Source organism: Cupriavidus sp. 96C5-1, assembly GCF_057798855.1.
This window is the reverse complement of record NZ_JBYOJU010000019.1, coordinates 79,310-96,957: the sequence shown is the minus strand read 5'-3', so window position 1 is coordinate 96,957 and position 17,648 is coordinate 79,310. Positions and strand designations below refer to the sequence as shown.

17 protein-coding genes, 1 tRNA gene and 1 pseudogene are annotated in these 17,648 nt (G+C 66.3%); 11 read left to right on the top strand and 8 right to left on the bottom strand.

The window, feature by feature from the left end; all coding sequences use genetic code 11:
- Positions 1–195: 195 nt before the first annotated feature.
- Positions 196–1,101, bottom strand: coding sequence for a bifunctional DNA-formamidopyrimidine glycosylase/DNA-(apurinic or apyrimidinic site) lyase (gene mutM, locus AC3FOF_RS21005; protein WP_488727664.1), 906 nt, complete (start codon positions 1,099–1,101; stop codon positions 196–198).
- Positions 1,102–1,241: 140 nt separating this feature from the next.
- Here mutM and AC3FOF_RS21000 point away from each other — a divergent pair, with 140 nt between their 5' ends.
- From AC3FOF_RS21000 to AC3FOF_RS20965, 8 genes and pseudogenes are all read left to right on the top strand, one after another.
- Complete coding sequence (locus AC3FOF_RS21000) at positions 1,242–3,122, top strand: tetratricopeptide repeat protein (RefSeq protein WP_276265502.1); 1,881 nt, start codon at positions 1,242–1,244, stop codon at positions 3,120–3,122.
- A gap of 99 nt (positions 3,123–3,221) precedes the next feature.
- Positions 3,222–3,842: a lipoprotein insertase outer membrane protein LolB gene (gene lolB / locus AC3FOF_RS20995; protein ID WP_488727663.1), complete on the top strand. Its 621-nt coding sequence runs from the start codon at positions 3,222–3,224 to the stop codon at positions 3,840–3,842.
- The gene (gene ispE, locus AC3FOF_RS20990; protein WP_488727662.1) at positions 3,839–4,717 is read left to right on the top strand and encodes a 4-(cytidine 5'-diphospho)-2-C-methyl-D-erythritol kinase; all 879 of its coding nucleotides are present in this window, start codon (positions 3,839–3,841) and stop codon (positions 4,715–4,717) included. Before lolB ends, ispE begins: the two co-directional genes overlap by 4 nt.
- Positions 4,718–4,774: 57 nt before the next feature.
- Positions 4,775–4,851: transfer RNA gene (locus AC3FOF_RS20985), tRNA-Gln, on the top strand.
- Positions 4,852–4,945: 94 nt separating this feature from the next.
- Positions 4,946–5,899 carry a ribose-phosphate pyrophosphokinase gene (locus AC3FOF_RS20980; RefSeq protein ID WP_017229695.1) on the top strand — a complete coding sequence of 318 codons (954 nt, stop codon included), beginning with the start codon at positions 4,946–4,948 and terminating at the stop codon, positions 5,897–5,899.
- 123 nt (positions 5,900–6,022) lie between these two features.
- Positions 6,023–6,625, top strand: coding sequence for a 50S ribosomal protein L25/general stress protein Ctc (locus AC3FOF_RS20975; protein WP_017229696.1), 603 nt, complete (start codon positions 6,023–6,025; stop codon positions 6,623–6,625).
- A 246-nt stretch (positions 6,626–6,871) separates the two neighbouring features.
- Positions 6,872–7,465 (top strand): aminoacyl-tRNA hydrolase, encoded by a 594-nt coding sequence (gene pth / locus AC3FOF_RS20970; RefSeq protein WP_276265499.1) that lies wholly within the window; start codon positions 6,872–6,874, stop codon positions 7,463–7,465.
- Between the two features lie 50 nt (positions 7,466–7,515).
- Positions 7,516–7,626, top strand: a pseudogene (locus tag AC3FOF_RS20965) (VapC toxin family PIN domain ribonuclease); the annotation flags it as partial.
- Between the two features lie 30 nt (positions 7,627–7,656).
- Here the strand turns inward: AC3FOF_RS20965 and AC3FOF_RS20960 are convergent.
- The 5 genes from AC3FOF_RS20960 to AC3FOF_RS20940 form a co-directional block, all read right to left on the bottom strand.
- On the bottom strand, positions 7,657–7,917 hold the full coding sequence (locus tag AC3FOF_RS20960) for a YfhL family 4Fe-4S dicluster ferredoxin (RefSeq protein WP_017229698.1): 261 nt from the start codon (positions 7,915–7,917) through the stop codon (positions 7,657–7,659).
- 71 nt (positions 7,918–7,988) lie between these two features.
- The gene (gene coaD / locus AC3FOF_RS20955) at positions 7,989–8,474 is read right to left on the bottom strand and encodes a pantetheine-phosphate adenylyltransferase (RefSeq protein WP_011515175.1); all 486 of its coding nucleotides are present in this window, start codon (positions 8,472–8,474) and stop codon (positions 7,989–7,991) included.
- 217 nt (positions 8,475–8,691) lie between these two features.
- The gene (rsmD, locus tag AC3FOF_RS20950) at positions 8,692–9,321 is read right to left on the bottom strand and encodes a 16S rRNA (guanine(966)-N(2))-methyltransferase RsmD (protein ID WP_276265498.1); all 630 of its coding nucleotides are present in this window, start codon (positions 9,319–9,321) and stop codon (positions 8,692–8,694) included.
- Positions 9,322–9,399: 78 nt separating this feature from the next.
- Positions 9,400–10,761, bottom strand: a complete 1,362-nt coding sequence (locus AC3FOF_RS20945) for a M16 family metallopeptidase (protein WP_276265504.1) — start codon at positions 10,759–10,761, stop codon at positions 9,400–9,402.
- A 20-nt stretch (positions 10,762–10,781) separates the two neighbouring features.
- Positions 10,782–12,308: a M16 family metallopeptidase gene (locus AC3FOF_RS20940; RefSeq protein WP_035815765.1), complete on the bottom strand. Its 1,527-nt coding sequence runs from the start codon at positions 12,306–12,308 to the stop codon at positions 10,782–10,784.
- A 60-nt stretch (positions 12,309–12,368) separates the two neighbouring features.
- Here AC3FOF_RS20940 and ftsY point away from each other — a divergent pair, with 60 nt between their 5' ends.
- Positions 12,369–13,523 carry a signal recognition particle-docking protein FtsY gene (gene ftsY, locus AC3FOF_RS20935; protein WP_488727661.1) on the top strand — a complete coding sequence of 385 codons (1,155 nt, stop codon included), beginning with the start codon at positions 12,369–12,371 and terminating at the stop codon, positions 13,521–13,523.
- A gap of 89 nt (positions 13,524–13,612) precedes the next feature.
- On the opposite strand, the gene maiA is transcribed toward ftsY, so the two are convergent.
- Together maiA and AC3FOF_RS20925 are read right to left on the bottom strand one after the other, a co-directional pair.
- On the bottom strand, positions 13,613–14,260 hold the full coding sequence (gene maiA / locus AC3FOF_RS20930; RefSeq protein ID WP_017229702.1) for a maleylacetoacetate isomerase: 648 nt from the start codon (positions 14,258–14,260) through the stop codon (positions 13,613–13,615).
- Positions 14,261–14,264: 4 nt separating this feature from the next.
- Complete coding sequence (locus AC3FOF_RS20925; RefSeq protein WP_488727660.1) at positions 14,265–14,966, bottom strand: fumarylacetoacetate hydrolase family protein; 702 nt, start codon at positions 14,964–14,966, stop codon at positions 14,265–14,267.
- A gap of 208 nt (positions 14,967–15,174) precedes the next feature.
- On the opposite strand from AC3FOF_RS20925, the gene AC3FOF_RS20920 reads away from it, so the two are divergent.
- Both AC3FOF_RS20920 and AC3FOF_RS20915 read left to right on the top strand, forming a co-directional pair.
- Complete coding sequence (locus tag AC3FOF_RS20920; protein WP_017229704.1) at positions 15,175–15,822, top strand: ANTAR domain-containing protein; 648 nt, start codon at positions 15,175–15,177, stop codon at positions 15,820–15,822.
- A gap of 340 nt (positions 15,823–16,162) precedes the next feature.
- Positions 16,163–17,482 carry a CmpA/NrtA family ABC transporter substrate-binding protein gene (locus AC3FOF_RS20915; protein WP_488727659.1) on the top strand — a complete coding sequence of 440 codons (1,320 nt, stop codon included), beginning with the start codon at positions 16,163–16,165 and terminating at the stop codon, positions 17,480–17,482.
- The last annotated feature ends 166 nt before the right edge of the window (positions 17,483–17,648 follow it).

Below are 17,648 nucleotides of genomic sequence, written 5' to 3'. Positions count from 1 at the left end.
GATACAGGTTTACGGAGGACTTTTGTGAAATTCAAGCCGCGCCGCCGGCGCCGCTGTTGCGCCGGCCCATCGGCCTGCCGCGCAGGCGCCGGAGGCTCGCCGGGCGCCCACGCCGCCCGCACCTGGAAGATAGCCGGAAATCACTTTGGCGCAGCATTCGCCAGCTTCGGACAAGGAAGGCGGCGCGCGCTATCGCTATTTCTGGCAGGTGGGGCAATAGAAAGTCGAGCGTTGGCCCTGGACGATCTGCCGGATGGTGGTACCGCAGACACGGCAGGGATGGCCGGCGCGATCGTAGACGGCGCAATCGAGCTGGAAGTAGCCACTGCTGCCGTCGCTGCCGACGAAGTCTCGCAGCGTGCTGCCGCCGCGCTCGATGGCGCGCGCCAGCGTGTCCCGCACCGCCGCCGCCAGGCGTTCGCAACGCGCCAGGGACAAGCGCCCGGCCGGCGTGGTGGGACGGATGCCGGCCGCGAACAGGCTCTCCGACGCGTAGATATTGCCCACGCCCACCACGATATCGCCGGCCAGCAGCACCGTCTTGATGGCTGCGCTGCGGCCGCGGCCGCGGCGGTATAGCCAGCTCCCGTCGAAGCGCGGGTCGAATGGCTCGATCCCGAGCCCGCGCAGCAGCGGATGCGTAGGCAGCTGCGACTCTTCGAGGCTGCTCCACAGCACCGCGCCGAAACGGCGCGGGTCGCGAAACCGCAGCACCAGGCTGGTGCCGGGGGGACCAGCGATATCAATATCATCCAGGACCAGGTCGAGGTGGTCGTGCGCCCCGGGTGGCGGCGCCTGCGGCAGCACCCGCAGGGTTCCGGTCATGCCGAGGTGGATCAGCAGCCAGCCATGGTCGCCGGCGCCGGGCAGCGTCGCATTGCCGTCGTGCCCTGGTCCGGCCGGGCGCACGCACTCCAGCAGCAGGTACTTGCCGCGCCGCTCGATGCGCGCGATCACCCGGCCGGCCAGTTGCGCCTCGAGATCCGGCGCGACGGGCCAGCGCAGCCCGCGATGACGCACCACCACGTCGGCAATGCGCCGCCCCACCACATGCGGCAGCAAGCCGCGCCGGGTCACTTCGACCTCCGGCAACTCAGGCATCGAACCTCTCCCTTTTGTGCCACTCAAACCGCCAGAGACCCCAGCCATACTGGCGCCATGCGGATAAGCAAGGCATTGTAGCGGCAGGCTACAATGCCTTTACCTTTCCCATCGCCTTGCGTGCTGGAGCACCCACCCACATGTCGGACCGCCTGGACCGTACCTCGATGACCACCGCTCAATTATTCTCTTTCCGGCGGCCTCTGCGTCACAGGCTTGCAGCAACGGCTGCAGCCGCGCTCGCGGCCTGCGCCCTGGCGCCGCTCGCCGGTCACGCCGCCCCCAGCGAGGGCAAGCCGGCGAGCAGGCCAGCGGCGGAAGCCACGCCAGGCCGCTCGAATCTGCTGCCGCCGAAAATGCCGCTGCCGTCGGTGCCGCTGACGGCAGACATCCTGTACCGGGTCATGGCGGCGGAGATCTCCGCCCAGCGCGGCCTGGCGGGCCCAGCCTACCAGACGTTCCTCGAGCTGGCCCGCGACACGCGCGATCCGCGCTTCGCGCAGCGCGCTACCGAGATCGCCTTCAATGCGCGCAGCGCGCTGCAAGCGCTCGACGCGGCGCGGTTGTGGAACGAACTCGCCCCCACCTCGGCCGGCGCGCGCCAGGTGCTTTCGACCTTGCTGGTCCTGAGCGGCCGCTGGGATGAGGCCGAGCCGCTGCTGGCGCTGCAGCTCAATGGCGTGCCGCCCAGCCACCGCCCGGAAGCCATCCTCCAGATGCAGCAGCAACTCTCGCGCACCAGTGATCCCGCCGGCGCGGCTGCCCTGCTGCAGCGCCTGGTGGCGAACGACATGGGCTCGGCCGAGACCCGCCTTGCACTGGCCCGCGCCAGGGAAACCGCGAGCGATATCCCCGGCGCCCTGACCGAGCTCGACCAGGCCCTGCGTATCCGCCCCGACTACGAAGCCGCCGCCCTGATGGCCGCCGAACTGCGCGCCGACGGTGCCCCGGACCAGGCCATCGCGGGGCTGAAGGCGTTCGTCAGCAGGGCCCCTGCCTCGGTCAACGGACACATCACGCTGGCGCGCCTCTACCTGCAGCAGAACGAACTCCCGGCCGCGCGCACCGAATTCGAAACCCTGCGCAAGATTGCCCCCAAGGACCCGCGCGTACCGCTCGCCCTCGGCCTCACCAGCCTGCAGTCCAAGCGCTATGACGAAGCCGAGCAGTACCTGAAGGAATACCTGCAGCTGGCCGAGCAGGTCCCGGCCGCCAGCCCGGATATCGCCTACCAATACCTGGCGCAGATCGCCGAGGAAAAGAAGGACTATCCGGCCGCCATCGCCTGGCTCGACCGTATCGACGATAGCCGCCTGGCGCCCGCCGCCGCCGTCAAGCGCGCGCAGCTGCTGGGCCGGCTGGGCAAGCTCGACGATGCCCAGTCCGTGTTCAACGACATGCTGGCGGATGCCGAGGATATTGCCGAGCCCGACCAGCGCGCGCAGCGCATGATCGCGATCCGCCAGGCCGAGGTTGGCATGCTGATCGACGCCAAGTCCTACGACCGTGCCCGCAAGGTCCTGGAAGAGCGCACCGCGGCCGAGCCCGACAACTCCGACTGGCTCTATGAGCTGGCCATGCTCGACGAACGCGAGAAGCGTTACGACAGCATGGAAAAACGCCTGCGCCGCGTGATCGCCATGCAGCCGGATCAAAAGCAGGGCTATAACGCGCTCGGCTACTCGCTGGCGGACCGCAACGTGCGCTTGCCGGAAGCCCTCCAGCTGCTGGAGAAGGCCTCCGCGCTGGGCCCGGACGATCCTTACATCATGGATAGCCTGGCCTGGGTCAAATTCCGCCTGGGTCAGCTGCAGCCCGCGGCCGACCTGCTCAGGAACGCCTACGCCAAGGCCCCCGAAGCGGAAATCGGCGCCCACCTGGGCGAGGTGCTCTGGCAGCTCGGCCAGCAGGACGAGGCGCGCAAGACCTGGACGGAAGCCGCCAAGATCGAGCCGGACAACGTCACCCTGATCGATACCCTGCGCCGCTATAACGTGCCGCTCTCCGCGCTCACCAAGTGAGCCGCCGCCCTTCCAGATAGCCCGCAATCCTCTGCCGGCCGGGCCTCGCCCGGACCGGCACACCGGCGCCGCCGTGCGCCGGTGCGCAAGCCGAACGCCATGCCCACATCCCGACGCCTAGCCCTGCTCTGCCTGACCGCCCCACTCTGGCTTGCCGCCTGTGCCTCCATTACACCCACGCGCCAGTTCGACGCGGGCGAGGCCGCCGCGGTGCGCGACCTTAGCGGCCGCTTCGCCGCAAACTATGTGCGCTACGGCCGCGAGGAAGGCGTGCAAGGCAGCTTTCGCTGGCATGAGCAGGGCCGCAATGTGCGCCTGGACCTGATCTCGCCGCTGGGCCAGACCCTGGCGGTGGTCACCTCGACGCCCTCGGGCGCGACGCTCGACCTGCCTAACCAGGCACCGCGCAACGCGCCCGAGGTCGATACCCTGCTGGAAGAGGCGCTTGGCTTCTCGCTACCCGTGGCCGGCATGCGCGACTGGCTGCATGCCCGGCCCGCGCCCGGCAGCCCGGCCCGCACCACGCGCGACGATAGCGGGCGCCTGGCCACGCTGGCGCAAAACGGCTGGACCGTGCGCTATATGGCATGGCAGGAACCGTCCGCTGCCGCGCCGGCAACATCGGCCGCTGCAAGTCCGCGCCGCATCGACCTGGCGCGCGACGGCGACGCCAGCCCGCTCTCGGTACGCCTTGTGATCGATCCGGAGCAAGCGCAATGAACACGGCCCGCCCCCTGCCCCCGCCGGATCTGCGCGACTGCCCGGCACCCGCCAAGCTCAACCTCTTCCTGCACGTCACCGGACGGCGCGCGGATGGCTATCACACGCTGCAGACGGTATTCCAGCTGGTCGACTGGTGCGATACGCTGGACTTCCACCGCCGTAAAGATGGCCGCATAGAACGGACTACCGAGGTGCCAGGTGTGCCGGCCGAAAGCGACCTGATCGTGCGCGCTGCGCGCGCCTTGCAGCAGGCCAGCGGCACCACGTTCGGCGCGGATATCGCCATCGCCAAGCGGCTGCCGATGGGCGGCGGTATCGGAGGGGGCTCTTCGGACGCCGCCACCACGCTGCTGGCCCTCAATCATCTGTGGGGCCTGGGGCTGGAACGGGAAGCGCTCAAGCGCATCGGCCTTGCCCTGGGTGCGGACGTGCCCTTTTTCCTGCACGGCGAAAACGCCTTTGCGGAGGGCATCGGCGAGGAACTGGCCACGGTGACATTGCCCGAAAGCTGGTTCGTGATCGTCCATCCGCGCCAGCATGTTCCGACCGCTGCAATTTTTTCAGACCAACGCTTGACAAGGGATACTCCGGTCAGCATAATAGCGGACTTCACTGGATGCAAAAACAAATTCGCTTTCGGTTGCAACGATCTGGAAACGATAGCAACAGTGAAGTTCGGCGAAGTTGCCCGAGCCCTTGAATGGCTGAGACGATACAGTCCCCATGCAAGGATGACCGGTTCCGGAGCCTGCGTGTTTGCACGGTTTGATAACGAGCAGACGGCGCAGCAGGTACTAGACCGGTTGCCTCCCGAATGGGATGGCAGGTGTGCGAGGAGTTTATCGCATCACCCGCTCGCAGCGCTCGCATAGAAAAGTTTTTCGTTTGGCGTCGCAGTTGTTTGTGACGATGAACGTGCCCGGTTGTGTAGGGGAGTCGCCAAGTTGGTCAAGGCACCGGATTTTGATTCCGGCATTCGAAGGTTCGAATCCTTCTTCCCCTGCCATTACATTCCTATAGTGTCCTAACGGACATGCATGACAAGCTGCCGGCAATAGCCGGCAGCAGTCTTTCCCCCAGCAGCAAGACAGGTGCCCCGAATGAGCAGCGAAGGCTTGATGGTATTTACCGGCAACGCCAACCCCAAACTCGCGGAGGCTGTCGTACAGCACCTCGGCATCCCACTCGGCAAGGCGCAGGTAGGCCGCTTCTCCGACGGCGAAGTTCAAGTCGAAATCCAGGAAAACGTTCGCGGCAAGCACGTCATCGTGCTGCAGTCCACCTGCGCGCCGACCAACGATAACCTGATGGAACTGATGGTGATGGTCGATGCGCTCAAGCGCGCCTCGGCACGCAGCATCACCGCCGCCATGCCCTACTTCGGCTATGCCCGCCAGGATCGCCGCCCGCGCTCGGCGCGCGTCGCGATCTCGGCCAAGGTGGTTGCCAATATGCTGGAAGTCGCCGGTGTCGAGCGCGTCCTGACCATGGACCTCCACGCCGACCAGATCCAGGGCTTCTTCGATATCCCGGTTGACAACATCTACGCCTCCCCGGTTCTGCTGGGCGACCTGCGCGAGAAGAACTACGGCAATCTGCTGGTGGTCTCTCCCGACGTCGGCGGCGTGGTGCGCGCCCGTGCGCTGGCCAAGCAGCTGAACTGCGACCTGGCCATCATCGACAAGCGTCGCCCCAAGGCCAACGTGGCCGAGGTGATGAACATCATCGGTGAAGTCGACGGCCGCAACTGCGTGATCATGGACGATATGATCGACACCGGCGGCACGCTGTGCAAGGCAGCTCAGGTGCTCAAGGAGCGTGGCGCGCTGAAGGTCTTCGCCTACTGCACCCATCCGGTGCTGTCCGGCGGCGCGGCTGCCCGTATCGCCGACTCCGAGCTGGATGAAGTGGTGGTGTGCGACACCATTCCGCTGCGCGACGATGCCATCCAGTCCGGCAAGATTCGCCAGCTCTCGACCGCCTCGCTGCTGGCCGAAACATTTACCCGGATCGTCAAGGGCGACTCGATCATGTCGCTGTTTGCGGATTCCTGATAGAATTCAAGGCTTTACCGCGTTTTCGTCGCTTTTTTGGGGAAAATCCCCGGATTGCAGTACATGGCGCGGTTCTCATCGGGCTGTCTGGTCGCGGACAGCCCTCTTACATTTGGAGTCATCATGAAAGTAGTAGCCTTCGAGCGTAGCGTACAGGGAACGGGTGCGAGCCGCCGCCTGCGCAACGCCGGCAAGACCCCCGGCATCATCTATGGCGGCGCTGCCGAACCCAAGATGATCGAACTCGATCACAACGCACTGTTCCACGCGCTGAAGAAAGAAGCGTTCCACTCGTCGATCCTCGACATCGAAGTGGAAGGCAAGGCTGAAAAGGCCCTGCTGCGCGCTTTCCAGATGCACCCGTTCAAGCCGCTGGTCCTGCACGTCGACTTCCAGCGCGTGTCGGCCACCGACAAGATCCACGTCAAGGTGCCGCTGCACTTCATGAACCAGGAAAACGCCCCGGGCGTGAAGCTGGGCCATGGCATCGTCAACCACATCCTGAACGAACTGGAAGTGTCGTGCCTGCCGGCCGACCTGCCTGAGTTCCTCGAAGTGGATCTGGGCAATGCGGAACTGGGCCAGACCCTGCACCTGTCGGACATCAAGCTGCCGAAGGGCGTCAGCGCCATCACCCACGGCGACGAAAACCCCGCTATCGCCAGCATCTCGCTGCCGGCTGGTGGCGTGTCGGAAGCTGCCGAAGGCGAAACGCCCGCTGCCTGAGTGCCCTGAACGCAGCCTTCAGGCTGCGTACCGGGACGGCTCCCGCAGCCGCAAGAAAAAACCGCCGGCGCGTCCGGCGGTTTTTTTTCGTGCGTCGTTTCGCGTATGCTTGGCCCCTGACGGCCCACGGCGATGCGAAGCGAGCCGTGAAGGTTCGACTCCCCGAGGGGAGGTGAAACGGCCTTTGACTGTGAAGTTACGCCGTTAAGCAGTCGCAGTTAGTCCCCCAACCAAGTAGCGCAACGCATGATCAAACTCATCGTCGGCCTCGGCAACCCCGGGGCGGAATACGAAGCCACACGCCACAATGCCGGCTTCTGGCTGGTAGACCAGCTGGCCCGCATGGCCAGCGTCACCCTGCGCGTGGAAGGCCGTTTCCACGGCCTGGCCGCGCGCGCCCGGCTGTGGGACCAGGAAATCTGGCTGCTCAAGCCGTCCACTTTCATGAACCGTTCCGGTCTCTCCGTGGTATCGCTGGCGCGCTTCTACAAGATCCTGCCGGACGAGATCCTGGTGGCCCACGACGAGATGGACCTGCCTGCCGGTACCGTCAAGCTCAAGCGTGGCGGCGGCGCGGGTGGCCACAACGGCCTCAAGGATATTTCGGCTCACCTGACGACGCAGGATTACTGGCGCCTGCGGCTTGGCGTCGGTCACCCGCGCAATTCGGCGGGCGGTGGCGGCGACCGCGAGGATGTGGTCAACTTTGTGCTGAAACCGCCGCGCCGCGAGGAACAGCAAGCCATCGACGAAGCCATCGACCACAGCATGGCGCCGCTGGCGCTGCTGGCCAAGGGCGAGTCCGAGCGCGCCATGATGGCATTGCATACGGCACGCTGAACCGCCGTTCGCGCGCGCTTGCCACCCCGGGGTCAAGATCCGAAAGGGGTGCCATTATCTGGGCTTGCGCGCAAGAGCATTCGCTGCTGCCGGTCACGCGTAATACCAAAGACTTCCCTACCGGCGAGCCAGGTGTGCGGATACCCTATCAACTTGCATAGGGGCCGCCATCCCGGACCCAGCCGGCGGCCTCAGGCCACTCGCTTGGCTGCGGTCAGCAGCCGGTAGCGGTCCATCAGGACCTCGCGCGTCTCGATCCGCTTGGGATCATGCGGGATGCAAGCCACAGGGCAGACCTGCTGACATTGCGGTTCATCGAAGTGTCCGACGCATTCCGTGCATTTGTTGGGGTCGATCTCGTAGATCTCGGGCCCCATCGAAATCGCTTCGTTCGGGCACTCGGGCTCACAAACGTCGCAATTGATGCAGTCGTCGGTGATCATCAGTGCCATGGTGTTTCCTTTAAACCAAAGACATGCCCCGCGCCCGACTGGCCGCGGCAGGCATGTTGCAAAGCTCTATTTTATTCCGCTTTGCCGATCTTCTCCTGCAGCCAGCGCTCGACCGAGGGGAATACGAACTTGCTGACATCGCCGCCCAGCACCGCAATCTCGCGCACGAAGGTGCCCGAGATAAACTGATATTGGTCGGACGGCGTCAGGAACATGGTTTCCACGTCCGGCAGCAGGTAGCGGTTCATGCCCGCCATCTGGAACTCGTACTCGAAATCGGATACGGCGCGCAGGCCCCGCACGATCACACGTGCATTGTTCTTGCGCACAAAATCCTTGAGCAGGCCGGAAAAACCCTCCACCCGCACATTGGGATAGTGGCCCAGCACTTCACGGGCGATGCCTATGCGCTCTTCCAGCGAAAAGAACGGGCGCTTGTTGGGGCTATGCGCCACGCCAACCACGAGTTCATCGAAGATGTTGGACGCTCTGCGCACCAGATCCTCGTGGCCCCGGGTCATGGGATCGAAAGTGCCGGGATAGACCGCGACGACCATGCTTCCTCCTTATTCTGCCCGCCGCCGGCCCTGGATGGGCCGATCGGCCCCGCCCCGCTATGGTGGGGGCTGGAGCCAAGGCTGCGTGACGAGCGTTGGCGACAGCGGCGTAGTGTAACGCTAAAAGCGGCACTTGCAAGCCGTCGCATCACGGTTTCGCGGCACTGCCGCATCTTGCGTGCGATGGCCGCCCATTCGGCCTGCGACCGCCGGCGGCTCAGCTGTTCTTGTGCTGCAGCAAATGGAAATGCACCGCACCCGCGCGCGCATGCCGCACGATTTCCAGCGCAGCCGGCACCGGCGCATCCGGGCCGGTCAGCGCGCGGTCGGTTTCCACGTAGACCGCGCCGCCCGGCCGGGACAGCCGCGCCGCGTGTTCCAACGCCGGCCCGAGCCAGTCCTCCGCGAATGGGGGGTCGAGAAACACCACGTCGAAACTGGCTGCGGGCATTTGCGCGGCCATGGCGAAAGCATCGCCCTGCACCACCCGGATCTGCTGTGCATCAAGCCGGTACTGGTTATCGCGCAACTGCTTCGCCACGCGCGGATTGGCTTCCACCATGGTCACCTGGTGCGCGCCGCGCGAAGCGGCCTCGAAGCCAAGTGCGCCCGAGCCGGCAAACAGATCGAGGCAGGCCAGCCCGGACATGTCCTGGCCCAGCCAGTTGAACAGGGTTTCCCGCACGCGGTCTGGGGTGGGCCGCAGCCCTTCGGCGTCAAGCACGGGCAGCGGCGTGCGCTTCCACTTGCCGCCGATGATGCGGACCTGGGCCGGCGACTGCCGGGGCGAGGGGGAAGGGGTTCGCCCGCGGACAGCGGGCGAGGGAGATCGGGTACGGGAATTCATGCCGTGATTGTAGAGCCTGCGGGCAGGATAGCGTGAGTGCCGGGACGCCGGCCCGCGGCGCCCACGCCGGTCGTTGCCTTATTCCGGTCCGCCCACGATCACGGTCGCCAGTGCATCGGGATGCACATGGCGCTGGAAGGCAGCCTTGACCTGGGCCCGCGTGACCTTGCCGATCTGCGCGGTCCAGGTATCGAGGTAATCCAGCGGCAGCCCATACCAGCCGATATTGGCCACATTGGTCAGCAGCTTGCGGTTGCTGTCGATGCGCAGCGGGAAGCCGTTGACGAGATTGTCCCTGGCCGCCTGCAGCTCGGCGTCGGTGGGACCTTCCGCCACATATTGCGCGAGCACCTTGCGCACCAGCGCCAGCGCCTCGTTGGTCTGCGCCTTCTTGGTTTGCAGGCCGATGCCGAAGGGCCCGGCCTGCTTGGCCGGCGCGAAATAGCTGTCGACGCCATAGGTCAGGCCGCGCTTTTCCCGCACCTCGTCGGTCAGCCGCGAACTGAAGCCACCGCCGCCGAGGACATAGTTGCCCACCAGCAGGGCGAAGTAGTCGGGGTCGCCGCGCGCAATGGACGGCTGGCCGAGCACCACCGTGGCCTGCTGGGCCGGATGGGGCACGCGCTGCTCGCTGGCGGGGATCGTCGGTTGCACGGGCGGCATTGCCGGCGGCGCGGTGCCCGCGGGCAAGCCGCGCGTCAGTTCCTCGGCGATGGCCTCGGCCTGTTTGCGGTCGATGGCGCCGATCAGCGTCAGCACGGCGCGCGAAGGCGCGTAGTTGTCCCGCCAGAAGCGTTCGATATCGGCCCGCGTGATCGACTCGACCGAGGCCACGGTAGGCGAGACGCCGTACGGGTGGGCCGGATAGATCGCGCGCGACATCATCTTGTCGGCGATCACGCCGGGCTTGGTGTCGGCCTCGCGGATGGCGGTGATCAGGCGTTGCTTCTCGCGCGCCACCACGGCATCCGGATAAGCCGGTGCCTTGATCAGTTGCGCGGTCAGGGCAAGCGACTGGCTGAGCTCCGGCTCGGAGGTCAGCGTGCGCAGGCCAATGCCGCCGCGATCGCTGCTGGCGGCACCGCCGAAGTCGGCGCCGGTGTCGGCGAAGGCATCGGCCACCTGCGCCTCGTTGCGCGCGGGCTGGCCGTCCAGCGCGGCCGAGCCCTTGTCGAGCAGGGCCGAGGCAAGCGTGGCAAGGCCAGCCTTGCCGGGAGGGTCATAGCGGCTGCCGGCGTCGAAATCCAGGTTGACGTCGAGCATCGGAATGGACGGGCTGCGCACGAAGTACACGCGGGCGCCGCTGGAGGTGGTCCATTGCTCGATCGGGATGGCGGCCAGTACAGCCTGCGAGGCGATCAGGGCAAGCGCGCCGCAGGCCGCGACCGCGAGGCGGCGCAGCTGGCGTGGCGACGGGATCGTCGGGACAAAGAGAGACATCATCGGTCCTCTGAAAGGCTTTAGCGAAGCGAGCCGGCGTTGGCCGGCGCCTGCGGCTTGTTCGGGTCGATCGGCTGCGGCAGCAGGGTCGCCACCGTCAGGTTATCGTCGTTGAAGTACTTGGCCGCCACGGCCTGCACCTGCTCGGGCGTCACGGTCTTGATCTTCTCGAGCATGCGGTCGAGCTGGTGCCAGGAAAGCCCGGAGATCTCGGCCACGCCGATCTCCATGCCCTGGCCGAACACCGAGTCGCGCTTGTAGATCTGCGACGCCACCACCTGCGCCTTGACGCGCTTGAGCTCCTCGGGCGAAACGCCGTCGCGGGCGACGCGGGCGATCTCGTCGCGCAGGGCGCGCTCGATCTCTTCGGCCGTATGGCCGTCCGCCGGGGTGCCGTCGACAACAAAGACCGACTCGCCGCGATTGATGCTGTCGTAGCCGACGTTGACATCGTCGGCCAGGCGCCGCTCGCGCACCAGGCCGCGCGTCAGGCGGGCGTTGTCATAGCCGTTGAGCACGGCCGCGAGGACCTCCAGCGCATAGGGGTCGACGTCCTTTTCGACGTCATGCAGGCGTGGCACCTTATAGGCCATCACCAGATACGGATTTTCCGCGGGGGCCTTGACCCAGATCCGCTTGATACCCTTCTGCGCCGGCTCGAGCTGGTTCTTGCGCAAGGGCAGCGGGCGCGCCTTGAGCCTGCCGTAGGTACGCTCGGCGAGCGCCTTGACCTCGGCCGCCTTGACATCGCCGGTGACGATCAGCAGCGCGTTGTTGGGCGCGTACCAGTCGCGGTACCAGGCCTGCACATCCTCGACGCGCATATTGTCCAGGTCGGACGGCCAGCCGATCACGGGATGGCGATAGGGCGCCGCGGTGAACACGGTGGCCAGCAACTGCTCGTAGACGGTGCCGCGGGCGGAATCGTCCGTGCGCAGGCGCCGCTCTTCCATCACCACCTTCATTTCCCGCTCGAACTCGTCCTTCTTGATGATGAGGTTGGCCATGCGGTCGGCCTCCAGTTCCATCATCTTGGGCAGGTACTGCTTGCTGATCTGCTGGTAGTACAGGGTGAAATCGCGGTTGGTCATGGCGTTTTCACGCCCGCCCAGGGCAGCGATCTGCTTGGAAAACTCCCCTGGGCCAACCTTTGGTGTACCCTTGAACATCATGTGCTCGAGCATGTGCGCCACGCCCGTGGTGCCGCTGACCTCGTCCATGCCGCCGGCGCGATACCAGATCTGGTGCGCAACGGTGGGCGCGCGATGGTCTTCCTTGACAATCACCCGCATGCCGTTGGACAGCTTGAATTCGGTGGTGCTGGCCTCCGCCGCGGCGCTTTGCGCGGCAGTGGCCTGGCCGGAGGGCACGGGCGGGGCCACCAGGCCGGTCTCGGCATGGGCTGCGCCGAACCATGGCAGGGCGATCAACAGCAGGGTGGGAAGAAGGCGCCGGGAAAAAACGGCCGGGCGAGAAGCGCCGGCTCCGGCAAGTGGCGATGCGGTACGGGCGTTACCCGACCTGGACCTGACAGCACAATGGTTCATGCGACCCCGTCTGCTAGAATTTTGGCGATTGATTCTACCGGGGTATTGACCCCTTTCCCAATGTTTAGTTTCTGGAAGAAGCGCAAGGCCGAGCCGGCCAGTGCGCCGCCCGAGGCGCAGGTCTGCGCGCCCGAGGTCATACCCGCCCCGGCGCCAGCCAGCGCGCCAGCGCAGATTCCCGGCGTCCGGGCTGCCCCGGCGGCTGTCCCGGCCGCTTCGCCGGTGACGAACGCACCGGTCCAGGCTGCGGCTTTCGCTCCGGTCGCGACTGCCGACGACCTGGTGCTGACACCGCCCCCCGCCGCCACGGCCGAAGCCAGACGTGGCTGGATGCAGCGCCTGCGCACCGGCCTGTCCAAGACCAGCCGCAATCTCGGTACGCTGTTCGTCGGGGTCAAGGTCGACGAAGACCTGTTCGAAGAGCTGGAAACCGCCCTGATCATGGCGGACGCCGGCGTCGAGGCGACCGGGCACCTGCTGGGCGCGCTGCGCCGCCGCGTCAAGAACGAACGCATCGAGACCTCCGAAGGCGTCAAGATCGCGCTGCGCGAGCTGCTGACCGACCTGCTGCGCCCGCTCGAGAAGACCATGGCGCTGGGCCGGGAGCAGCCGCTGGTGATGATGATCGCGGGCGTCAACGGCGCCGGCAAGACCACCAGCATCGGCAAGCTGTGCAAGCACTTCCAGAGCTACCACCAGTCCGTGCTGCTGGCCGCCGGCGACACCTTCCGCGCCGCCGCGCGCGAGCAGCTGACGATCTGGGGCGAGCGCAACAACGTCACCGTGGTCTCGCAGGAGAGCGGCGATCCCGCCGCGGTGATCTTCGACGCCGTCAACGCGGCGCGCGCGCGCGGCATCGATATCGTGATGGCCGATACCGCGGGACGCCTGCCGACCCAGCTGCACCTGATGGAGGAGCTGAAGAAGGTCAAGCGCGTCATCGGCAAGGCCATGCCGACCGCCCCCCACGAATGCCTGCTGGTGATCGATGCCAATACCGGCCAGAACGCGCTGTCCCAGGTCAAGGCCTTCGACGATGCGCTGGGACTGACCGGACTGGTGGTGACCAAGCTCGACGGCACCGCCAAGGGCGGCATCCTGGCCGCGATCGCGCGCCAGCGGCCGGTACCGGTCTACTTCATCGGCGTGGGCGAGAAGGTCGAAGACCTGCAGCCCTTCAAGGCCGACGAATTCGCCGAGGCGTTGCTGGGCTGATCGTCACGCTCCACGAAAAAGCCCCGCGCATCTGGCGGGGCTTTTTCGTGCCACGGACCGCGGCGTGCCGCAGTCCCACAAGCGGATCGTCACTCGGCGTCCGGTTGCGCCTTGGGCTCGGCCTGCTGGAACGCGGGCAGCGCCATGCAGGAATCGAACACCTTGGCGATGGCCGGATAGCGGCTGACGTCGATATTGAAGCGCTGCGCGTTGAAGACCTGGGGCACCAGGCAGATGTCGGCCAGGGTCGGCGTATCGCCGAAGCAGAAACGCCCCGCCTTGCCCGCGCGCACGAGGTTGGCGTTGACCGACTCGAAGCCGGTTTCGACCCAGTGGCGGTACCATGCGTCCTTGGCCTCTTCCGCCACGCCCAGCGTGTGCTTGAGGTACTTCAGCACGCGCAGGTTGTTGAGCGGATGGATCTCGCACGCGACTTCAAGCGCCACGGCACGGATATAGGCGCGGTCGAGCGCGCTGCCCGGCAGCAACGGCGGCTCGGGATGGGTTTCGTCGAGGTACTCGACCATCGCCACCGATTGCATCAGGACCTGGTCGTCGTCGACCAGGGTGGGCACCAGCGCGTCTGGATTCATCGCGCGATAGGCCGGCAGGAGCTGCTGGCCGCCGTCGCGCAACAAATGGACCGGCAGGTACTCGTACGGCAGTCCCTTCAGGCTCAGCGCGATGCGCACCCGGTACGAGGCCGAGCTGCGGAAGTAGCTGTATAGCTTGAGCATTGCGTCACACCACCTTGACGGCGAGCTCGCCCACGCCGTCGATCTTGCACAGCATGACATCGCCCTTCACTACCGGGCCCACGCCTTCGGGCGTGCCGCTGTAGATCAGGTCGCCGGGTTGCAGCTCGAACAGCTTCGACAGATAGGACACCATCTCCGGCACCGACCAGATCAGGTCGGACAGATCGCCGCGCTGCTTCTCCGCGCCATTGACCGACAGCGTCACCGCGCCCTTGCCGGGATGGCCGATGGCGGACACCGGCACGATCGGGCCGATCGGGGCGGACTTGTCGAAGGCCTTGCCGGTTTCCCAGGGACGGCCGGTCTTCTTCGATTCGTTCTGCAGATCGCGGCGCGTCATGTCCAGGCCGACGGCGTAGCCGAATACGTGGCTGGCGGCGTCGGCCTCGGCGATGTCCTTGCCGCCCTTGCCGATGGCCACCACCAGCTCCACTTCATAGTGGCAGTTGCCGGTGCCTTGCGGATAGGGGAAGCTGCCTTCGCTGCCGTCGGCCACATAGCTCACCGCGTCGGCCGGCTTGCAGAAGAAAAACGGCGGTTCGCGATCGGGATCCGAACCCATTTCACGGGCATGGGCGGCATAGTTGCGGCCCACGCAGTAGACCCGGCGCACCGGAAACTGGGCGCTGCTGCCACGCACCGGCACGCCATTGGGCGCCGGCGGGGCAAATACGAATTCGGTCATCCAATCTCTCCAGACTTGTGCAGTGTTGTCGGCCACGCACCGGCACGCGGCGTCGCCAACAGACGCCCCGCCGCGCGGCAGGGCAATAGCATACACCGGCGATTCCGGCCGCGTACGCCCGCATACATTGAATACGGGAATCCCCGCAATACAATGGAAAGCAGCCCGGCTCGAATCTTGCATGGCAAACCCTATCCCAAGTGACGCCATGAACCGACGCCCACCCGCCGCCCCCAGTTCGAAGAATCCCGCGCCTGCTTCCGCGGCGGGTTCGCGCGGTCTGCGCATCCTGTTGGTCCGCGACCCGCACGACGCCGACCCGCTCAATGTCGAAACCATCCACGCCGGCCTGGTGTCGGCGGGATTCACCGACATCGAGACGGTCGATGCCGACCTGCGCCTGCCCGACGCCATCGCCGCGCGGCAACCCGACCTGATCATCATCGCGTCCGAGTCCGCCGCCCGCGACACCGTCGAGCATGTCTGTGTCTCGACCCAGCACGCGCCGCGCCCCATCGTGCTCTTTACCGACAACGACGACGCCCAGCGCATCAAGGCCGCGCTGTCTGCCGGCATCACTGCCTACATCGTCGACGGGCTGCGCGCGGAGCGCGTCAAGACCGTGCTGGACGTGGCCTATGCGCGCTTCGAACTGGACCAGGAACTGCGCGCCGAGCTGGATGCCACGCGCCTGCAGCTGGCTGAGCGCAAGGAGGTCGAGCGCGCCAAGGGCCTGCTGATGAAGGAGCGCGGCATGAGCGAGGATGAGGCTTACAAGCGGCTGCGCAGCATGGCGATGGAACGAGGCATCAAGCTGGTCGAGGCCGCGCGGCGCGTAATCGATGTGATGAGTTGAGCGTGCGGCGCCGGCTGGCGGCCGCCCGCACGGGCTTGGTGCAATGCACAAACATGGAGCCGCCGCGGCACCGGCCGCGCACCGGCACCGCTCCAGCGGGCCGGCCTGCCGCCCCGCTCCCGGACAAACCTGCCCCGCGCCGCCGGGAACATAGTGACGGCGACCATTGGCACGCGGCTTGCGTAATAGGCACGCAATCGGCCAACGACGACCGATTGCAAACCGATGTGCGCGGCCAACGACGGCCGCGCCGCATCACGGGACAACGGCGTCCTGACCTGCCCCCGCATTTCTGGCGAAAGCGGCGCAGTTCAGGACGCTTTTTATCTGGAGCCGTGGAATGCCCCCTCGCCTGAAGATTGCCAAGCCGCTGCACGCCGCTGTCGCCACCGATGCCAGCATTGCCGGCGCCGATGCGGTACCCGCCAGCGGCGGCCGCCGCCGTGCGCTGGCGACCATCGCCGGCGCCAGTGTGATCACGCTGATCGATCCCCTGGTGCGCGCAGGCGCATGGGCGGCCGGCTCCGACGCGCCGGAGAAGCCGGAGGTGAGGATCGGCTTTATCCCGCTGACGGACTGCGCCTCGGTCGTGATGGCCGCCGCGCTCGGCTTCGACAAGAAGCACGGCATCAAGATCACGCCCACCAAGGAAGCCTCCTGGGCCGGCGTGCGCGACAAGCTGGTCAACGGCGAGCTGGATGCGGCCCATGTGCTGTACGGCCTGATCTACGGCGTGCAGCTGGGCATCGGCGGCCCCAGGAAGGACATGGCCGTGCTGATGAACCTGAACCACAATGGCCAGGCCATCACGCTGTCGTCCAAGCTGGCCGAGAAAGGCGTCAAGGATCGGGCTAGCCTGAAGGCGCTGATGATGAAGGAAAAGCGCGAGTACACCTTCGCCCAGACCTTCCCCACCGGCACCCACGCGATGTGGCTGTACTACTGGCTGGCGGCCAACGGCATCAACCCGATGCAGGACGCCAAGGCCATCACGGTGCCGCCGCCGCAGATGGTGGCCAATATGCGGGTGGGCAATATGGACGGCTTCTGCGTGGGCGAACCGTGGGGCGCGCGCGCCATCGCCGACAAGATCGGCTTTACCGCGGAAACCACGCAAGCGATCTGGAAGGACCATCCGGAGAAGACGTTGGGCACCACGGCCGAGTTCGTGCAGAAATACCCCAACACCGCGCGCGCGATGGTCGCCGCCGTGCTGGAGGCATCGAAGTACATCGACGCCTCGGCCTCCAATCGCCGCAAGACCGCCGAGACCATTGCCGCCAAGTCCTACGTCAACACCGACATGGACATCATCCTGGACCGCATGCTGGGCCGCTACAGCAACGGCCTGGGCAAAACCTGGGACGACCCGGACTCGATGAAGTTCTACCAGGACGGCAACACCAACTATCCCTTCCTTTCGGACGGCATGTGGTTCCTCACGCAGCACAAGCGCTGGGGCCTGCTCAAGGATCACCCCGACTACCTGGCCGTGGCGAAGAAGGTCAACCGCATCGACATCTACAAGCAGGGCGCCGCCGCTGCGCAGGTGCCGGTGCCCAAGAGCGACTTGCGCACGGCGCGCCTGGTGGACGGCGTGGTGTGGGACGCCAGCAAGGACCCGAAGGCCTATGCCGACGGTTTCAGGATCAAGGCCTGAAACGCACGCCCTCTCGCAGTCTTTCGTTTTCCGGGTGATATCCATTTGATTGCCGCTTGAACGCCGGCGTGCCAGCACGCCGGCCCTTGAAGGAGCCTGACGTGAATGCACTTGCCCAGCCGGCCACCCACGCCGGCAACCAGGCCGCGCCCGCCGGCGACGGCAC